The 7,291-nt window shown below is 75.4% G+C and carries 6 protein-coding genes and 1 pseudogene; 3 read left to right on the top strand and 4 right to left on the bottom strand.

The window, feature by feature from the left end:
• Window positions 1-192: pseudogene (locus tag GTW43_RS07515) on the top strand (ATPase); the annotation flags it as partial.
• A 162-nt stretch (window positions 193-354) separates the two neighbouring features.
• Window positions 355-1,290 carry a hypothetical protein gene (locus GTW43_RS07510; RefSeq protein ID WP_161300845.1) on the top strand — a complete coding sequence of 312 codons (936 nt, stop codon included), beginning with the start codon at window positions 355-357 and terminating at the stop codon, window positions 1,288-1,290.
• A 67-nt stretch (window positions 1,291-1,357) separates the two neighbouring features.
• On the opposite strand, the gene GTW43_RS07505 is transcribed toward GTW43_RS07510, so the two are convergent.
• The 4 genes from GTW43_RS07505 to GTW43_RS07490 form a co-directional block, all read right to left on the bottom strand.
• Window positions 1,358-2,401: a lactonase family protein gene (locus tag GTW43_RS07505; protein ID WP_161300844.1), complete on the bottom strand. Its 1,044-nt coding sequence runs from the start codon at window positions 2,399-2,401 to the stop codon at window positions 1,358-1,360.
• Between the two features lie 115 nt (window positions 2,402-2,516).
• Window positions 2,517-4,019 carry an FUSC family protein gene (locus tag GTW43_RS07500; RefSeq protein ID WP_161300843.1) on the bottom strand — a complete coding sequence of 501 codons (1,503 nt, stop codon included), beginning with the start codon at window positions 4,017-4,019 and terminating at the stop codon, window positions 2,517-2,519.
• Window positions 4,020-4,243: 224 nt separating this feature from the next.
• The gene (locus GTW43_RS07495) at window positions 4,244-5,650 is read right to left on the bottom strand and encodes a serine hydroxymethyltransferase (protein ID WP_161300842.1); all 1,407 of its coding nucleotides are present in this window, start codon (window positions 5,648-5,650) and stop codon (window positions 4,244-4,246) included.
• 291 nt (window positions 5,651-5,941) lie between these two features.
• Entirely contained in the window at window positions 5,942-6,952 is a 1,011-nt protein-coding gene (locus GTW43_RS07490; protein WP_161300841.1) for a helix-turn-helix domain-containing protein, read from the bottom strand.
• A gap of 90 nt (window positions 6,953-7,042) precedes the next feature.
• Here GTW43_RS07490 and GTW43_RS07485 point away from each other — a divergent pair.
• The coding region (locus GTW43_RS07485; RefSeq protein WP_161300840.1) for an HD domain-containing protein at window positions 7,043-7,291 on the top strand (249 nt) is incomplete at its 3' end.

Here is a 7,291-nt window from a genome sequence, read left to right as displayed (position 1 = left end):
ACCGGCGGGCTGTTCAAGACGGGCGAGCCGCTCCTCGCCCCGCTGCGGGCGGAGCTCGCGGCGCTGCTGCCGCAGGCCACCGTGGTGAGCGCCGCGGGCGATCCGCTGCACGGGGCGCTGGTGCTCGCGGCGGCCCTGGCCGGGGACGGCCTGCGGCTGCCGAGCGACGGACGGCTGCTGCACGTCCCGTAGCCGTCACACCGGAAGCCGGGCACCCGGGCCGGTAGTCCAACACATCGCGCCAGAAGCGGACATTCACTCTGTACGCGACTGAACAGACAATCGCGGACGGATACCGCTCAGCTGCCCCCTGACCGAACAAGGATGCCGGGAGAGCCAGTAGCATGCGGCGCCATGAGCTCCCCCACTGGGCCCGCATCCGGCCTGCCTGTACGAATGCCGCGACCCCGACAGCCCGGACGGCACCGCCGTCCGGAACCCGTGGCCGCCCCCGAGGGTGCACCGTCCCTCGTTCTCGCGGTCCCGGGCACGCCCAGCGCCGCCACGCGCATGCTCGCCGACGAGGTCGTGAGCATCGCGCGCTCGGAGCTGCCGGGCCTGGACGCCCGGGTGGGGTTCGTCGAGGGTGAGGTCACCGACTTCCCGGTGTCCGCCGAGTTCCCGTCGCTCGCGTCCGTGCTCGCACACGCCGCGAAGGAGCGCACGGCGCGGTACGAGCAGGCCGTGGCCGCCGGTGTCGAGGCGAAGGAGCCCGAGGGCCCCGTCGCCGTCGTCGTCCCGCTGCTCGCGGGCCCGGACAACGCGCAGATCCGGCAGATCCGGCAGGGCATCGCGGACAGCCGCGTCCCGGCCGAGCTGACCGACGTCCTCGGCCCGCACCCGCTGCTCGCGGAGGGGCTGCACGTGCGTCTGTCGGAGGCGGGTCTGGCGCGCGCCGACCGCGCCCGGCTGTTCACCGTGGCCACGGCCGCCGACGGCATCGTCCTGGCGACGGTGGGTGGTGAGGAGGCGGTGCAGGCCGCCGGCATCACCGGCATGCTGCTCGCGGCGCGGCTCGCCGTCCCGGTGATCGCGGCCGCTCTGGACGCCGAGGGCGCCGTCTCCGCGACCGCCGAGCAGCTGCGGGCCTCGGGCTCCCAGCAGCTCGCGCTCGCCCCGTACCTGATCGGCCCCGAGCTGGACGCGAGCGTCCTCGCGGCCGCCGCCGAGGACGCGGGCTGCGCGGCCGCCGAGCCGCTCGGCGCGTACCCGGCCATGGGCAAGCTCGCGCTGGTCAAGTACACGGCCGCGCTCGGGATCACGCCGCAGCCGGTGGCCTCCGGCAGCTGAGCGGGACACCGAGAAGGGGCCCGGGACCGTACAGGTCCCGGGCCCCTCGGCGTGTGCGGCCGGTCCGTCAGCCGGTCGGGCCGAAGACCACGCATGAGGCCGCCGGCACCCGCACGGAACCGCCGCGCGCGGGCTCCCCGGTCTCCGGGTCCACGGTGAACCAGGTGATGTCGCCCGAGCGCTCGTTGGCCGCGTAGAGGAACCGGCCGCTCGGGTGGAGGGCCAGGTCGCGGGGCCAGTGACCACCGCTGGGGACGGTGGCGCGCAGGACGGGTTCCTCGCCGGAGGAGTCGAGCGCGAAGACGGAGATGACGTCCTCGCCGCGGGTCGCCGTCCACAGGAAACGGCCGTCCGGCGCGACGACGACCTCGGACGGGTAGGCGTCGCCGCGCGGGGCGCCGGGCAGCACGGGCACCTCGGTGAGCGGCTTGAGGATGCCGTCGGCGGTGTCCCAGCGGCACACGGTGAGCGTCGGGGAGAGCTCGTTGAGGACGTAGACGTAGGCACGCGAGGGGTGGAAGGCCAGGTGGCGGGGGCCCGAGCCGGGCCGCAGGGCGGTCTCGTGGTGCGGGGTGAGGTGTCCGTCGACGAGGGCGCAGACGCGGACCGAGTCGGTGCCGAGATCCACGCTGACGGCCCAGCGGCCGCTCGGGTCGACCAGGACCTGATGGGCGTGCGGGCCCTGCTGGCGCTGCGGGTGCGGGCCCGAGCCGGTGTGGTGGAGCACGTCGCGCAGGGCCGGGTCGGGGGTGCCGTCGGCGCGCAGCGGCACGGTGGAGACGCTGCCGGAGCCGTAGTTCGCGGTGAGGACGTGGTCGCCCCACACGGTCAGGTGGGTCGGGCCCGCGCCGTCGACGGGCGCGGCCGGTGCGGCCAGGGCGGTGCTCACGGCGTCCGTGCGGAACGCGGCGACGGCGCCCTGCGCGGTCTCGCTGACCGCGTAGAGGAGCCCGCCGGCGAGGGCCAGGTAGGACGGGTCGGGCAGGGCGTCCGTGGCGTCGAGGAGCGTGAGCGCGCCGTCGGCGGAATCGACGGCGGCCGTGACGACACCGGGGCCGCCCGCCGCCGTGAAGGATCCGATGTACGCGCGTCCTGCCTGGCTGCCGCTCACTGATTCCCCTTTCGGCGCACGGGCCCGGGTGCCCCTGCCCCGCCGACCGTAGCAGCGGGTCCGAGCGGGGCCGGGGAAGCGGCGGCCGGCCCCCGCGCCGCAGCGGCCGGGCGGCTCAGGCGCCCGCGGTCACCCGGCGTGCGCCGCGCAGCGGCACCGCCAGGTCGACGAGGGCCTGCTCGAGGGCGTGCAGGTGGGCCAGGACCGGTTCCCCCTCCACGCCCTGCGGGGCGAGGGCGACACCGTGGCGGGGGTAGGGGCCCGGGGCGGTGAGCGCCTCGACGGACGCCTCGACGCGCCAGCAGGCGGCGGCGAGACGGGCGTCGTGCGAGGCCTCCGGGTCGGCGGCGACCGAGGCGAGCCCGCGGACCTCGCGCGCGCAGTCGTCGAGCAGGGCGAGCACCTGCCGGGCCCGGCCGCGGCGGGCCTTCATCGGGCTGAGCGGGTGCACCAGCGGGTTGAGGGAGAGCCGGACCCGGCCGAGGAGCGTCTCCAGCTCGGCGACGCGGGGTGCCGGGTCCGCGTCCGGGTCGCCGGCCAGCCGGGCGGCGGCCTCGGCGGTGCAGGCGTGGACGCAGCGCAGCGCACGCTCCACCCAGGCGTCGGTGACGGCGTGCGTGGTGACGGGAAGGACGAGGAGCACGGCGAGCACGGCCCCGAGCGAGCCGACGGCCGTCTCGCTCACCCGCAGCGCGAGGAGCGCCGGGTCGAGGACGCCGAGCAGACCGTAGAGCATGCTGGCCATCGCGGTGACCGCGATCATCATCCAGGTGTACGAGACGTGCGCGGTGTAGAAGATCCCGAAGACGCTCACCGCGACGACGGCGGCCGCGGCCACGGGCACGTCGTGCAGCGGCACCGCGAGCGCGAACCCGAGGACGATGCCGAGCACGGTCCCGAGGAAGCGCCGGAATCCGCGGACGACGGTCTCGCCGCGCGAGGTGGTGGCGACGAACACCCACCAGGTGGCGCCCACGGCCCAGTACCACCGCTGGTCGGACAGCGCCTGGCCGACGCCGAGCGCGAAGGCAGCGCCGACGGTCGCCTGGACGGCCTGCCGGGTCGTGATCCGTCGCAGGCCGGTGCCGCCCGCGGGCGGTGCGACGGCGGGCGGCGCCGGGATCCGGCGCTCGTAGCACCACACGCCGAAGCGCACGGCGGCGGCGGTGGCGAGGGACAGGAGCACCGCGGCGTACAGCTCGGGGAGCTGGCCGGGGACGGTGTGCAGGAACTGGGTGGCGAAGAACATCATGAACGCGAACACGCCGAGCGCGTGTCCGCGCGGGCCCCAGCGGCGGGCGTACACCCCGGCGCCGACGGTGCCGAGGAAGACCAGGTCGCGGGCGACGGGCACGTCGTGCAGCACGGCGGCGAGCGCCAGGACCGGGAGTCCGACGGCCGGAAGGAGGGCGGTCGTCGTGGCCTGGCCGCGCACCGTCGGGTCGGTGACCGTGAACAGGGCGAGCAGCGCGGCGAGGCCGCCGGTGACGGCCGCCGCCAGCGAGTGCCCGACGGCTCCGCACAGCGCGACGGCGAGCCCGATGCCCAGCACCGCGCGGCTCGCGAACCGCAGCCGGATCCGCCCCGGATCCGGCGCCACGAACGCCCTCTTCAGCACGTTGCCCCGCCCCTCTCGGTCCCTCGACCTGTCCGCACACGAGAAAGGCGCCGCGGAGATCCCGGAGGATCCGCAGCGCCATCGACGCACTCATCTCACCATTCGCACGGCCGACGGTTCAACAGAGCGCGGAGCAGCTGGGCCAATGGCTCAGCCAGGGGTGGGGCGGAGGTGGCCTGCGCTGTGCCAATAGACCACCGGACCGCGGGGTGCCGCGCCGGCCGTCACGGGTGGACCGCGTGGGGCACGGGCCGGTCCGTGCCGGGCTGCCCGCCGGGAACGGGTACGTCCAGGGGCAGCGCGTGACGCGCGCACAGCGCCCGCACCTGCGCGCGGAATCCGGCGGCGCGCTCGGGATCGATCCGGTAGGCGGTGTCGCCGAGCGGGACGGTGGCGGTCAGCACGGCGTGCACCAGACGGGCGCAGCGGCGTACCTGGTCGGGCCCCATGCCGCGCTGCGCGAGGATGTTGGTGCCGAGGCGCAGGCCGCTGGTGACCAGGGGCGGCTTGGTGTCGCCGGGGATGCGGTTGCGGTTGGCGAGGATCCCGCACTCCTCCAGGGCGCGTTCGGCGACGACGCCGCTGAGCCCGAAGTCGTTGATGTCGAGCAGAACCATGTGGTTGTCGGTGCCGCCGGTGAGCACGCGGTGCCCCAGTCCGGCCAGCTCGTCGGCGAGAGCGGCAGCGCCGGTGACGGTCAGCCGCGCGGTCTCCCGGAAGCCGGGCTCGGCGGCGAGCGCGAAGGCCCGCGCCTTCGCCGCGATGGAGGCGGGACTCGGCGTGCCCTGCGACTGAGGGAAGACCGCCCGCTGCATCAGCCGGGACAGCGGGGTGCGCCCGTCGGGACCGGGTGTCCGGTGTTCGCTGCCGCTGAGGATGATCCCGCCCCGAGGACCCGCGAGCTGCTTGTACGTGGACGCGGTGGTGAGGTGCGCGACGTCGACCGGGCTGGGGTGCTCCCCCGCCGCGACGAGTCCGGCGATGTGCGAGATGTCGGCGAGGAGATAGGCGCCGACGGTGTCGGCGATGGCACGGAAGCGCTCGAAGTCGATGGTGCGGGGGTACGCGCTGGCGCCGGCGATGAGCACGCCGGGCCGGTGTTCGGCGGCGAGCGCGGCGACCTGCCCGAAGTCGATCCGGCCGGCGGCGTCGAGGCCGTAGTGCACGGCCCGGTAGTGGCGCCCGGTGACCGAGGCGCCGGAGCCGTGGGTCAGGTGCCCGCCGGCGTCCAGGTCGAGTCCGAGCAGGGTGCCGCCCGGCGGAAGGAGCGCGGACAGCACGGCCTGGTTGGCGGAGGAGCAGGAATGCGGCTGCACGTTGGCGTACGCGGCGCCGAACAGTTCCTTGGCCCGGTCCACCGCGATGCGTTCGATCGCGTCGAAGCGGGCGGCGCCCGGGTGATAGCGGTGGCCCGGATATCCCTCGGCCGTGACATTCGACAGGGCGGCGCCGGACGCGGCGAGGACAGAAGGGGCGGCGGCGCTCGCCGAGGCGATCATCGCCAGGGTGGTGTTCTGGCTGCGCACCTCCGCGTCGAGCAGCAGGGCCAGTTCGGGGTCGGCGCGGTGCAGGGCGTCCATCCCTTCCCGCAGCAGCCCGGCCTGCTCTCCTGTTCGCCCATGAGCGGTCATGCCGAACCACCCTCCCTCGTCCGCGCCCTCGTCCGCGCCCTCGTCCGCGCCCTCGTCCGCACCGGGACGCGGCGCGCTGGTGCGCCGGTCCGGCAGCGACGTTAACGAGGGGCGACGGCCCGGACAAGGCCGGAATTCCCCGAGGAGAGCGAGCCTCGAGAAAGCATGGAGAAGGCGTCGACCGGCATTCCAGAAAGGCCACGCGTGAGCTGGTCGAATGGCCCGGGAAAACAGACCGGGGAAGCGCCGGGAATTCCGGTGCGCGCACGGTCTTTGCGTTCCTTCACGGATTCAGATCCGCGTCGATGTGAAGCGCTCGCGGTATTCCGACGGTGTCGTGCCCAGATGGCGGGCGAAGGCGCGGCGGAGCGTCTCGTCGCTGCCGAGACCGCTGAGCCGGGCGGCGGCGGTGACGCTGCGCCCGTCGAGGAGCAGCTGCTGGGCGCGGTCGACCCTGACCTGCTCGACCCAGCGGGCCGGTGTCGTGCCGAGCTCGGAGCGGAACAGGCGGGTCAGGTGCCGGGGGCTCACCGCGGCCAGGGCCGCCAGCGCCGAAAGCGCGTGGTCGGCCGCCGGGTCGGCGAGCACGGCGCGGGTGACGGCGCGCAGCGGGTCCGTGCGCGGCGGCGGGGTGGCGAGCGCCGTGGAGAACTGGGACTGGCCGCCCGGGCGCTGGACGAAGACGACGAGTTCGCGGGCGGCGGCGCGTGCCGCGTCCGCTCCGTGGTCGTCCTCGACGAGCGCGAGTGCCAGGTCGATGCCGGCGCTGATCCCGGCCGAGGTCACGTAGCGGCCGTCGCTGACGTGCAGGGCGTCCGGCTCGACCCGGACGCGCGGGTGCCGCCGGGCGAGGGCCGCGGCGTGCCGCCAGTGGGTGGTGGCGCGGCGTCCGTCGAGGAGGCCGAGTCCGGCGAGGACGAAGGCCCCGGTGCAGACGGAGGCGACGCGTGACGCCCGCCCGGCGAGGTCGGCCGCCGCCGCCAGGATCGCGGGGTCGGCCGGGTCCTCGGCGAGCAGGTCGGCGCCCGCGACGACGAGCGTGTCGACGGCTCCGGCGTCGGCCGCCCGCACGGTCCGGGCCAGGACGGGACCGGACGCCGTCGTGACGTCGCCGCCGTGCGGGGACACCAGGACGGGCAGGTACGGATGGCCTTGTCGGCCCGCCTGGTGGAGGACCTCGAGGGGGCCGCTGACGTCGAGCAGGGTCACGCCGTCGAACACGAGGACCGCGACCCGGTGGGCGGTCCGCGCGGCCCGGATCCCCGATGTCCGGATCTGTGGGTCAGGTGGCTCCAGGGACATGGCACCAGGGTACGTCCGGGACCGAGCCTGGAGGGGACACCGGCCGCACCCGCAGGGGCCGGCCCCACCAGGAGAGGCAGGAGCACTGTCATGAGCGAGGTCATCGCAGGCGTACGGATCCCGGACAGCGCGCTGGCGCGCGAGGCGACCGAGCTCGTCCGGGACGCGGCGTCGCCGCTGCTGTACGACCACTCCCGGCGTGTCTTCCTGTTCGGGGCGCTGCGCGGCCGGGAGCAGGGCATCGGCCATGACGCCGAACTGCTCTACGTCGGGGCCCTGTTCCACGACCTCGGGCTGACCGAGGGCCACCGCCGCACCGACCAGCGGTTCGAGATCGAA

It is taken from the genome of Streptomyces sp. SID5785, from assembly GCF_009870065.1.
Taxonomy (GTDB): domain Bacteria; phylum Actinomycetota; class Actinomycetes; order Streptomycetales; family Streptomycetaceae; genus Streptomyces.
The sequence above is the reverse complement of the archived record's forward strand: the minus strand, read 5'-3'. Positions and strand labels throughout refer to the sequence as shown.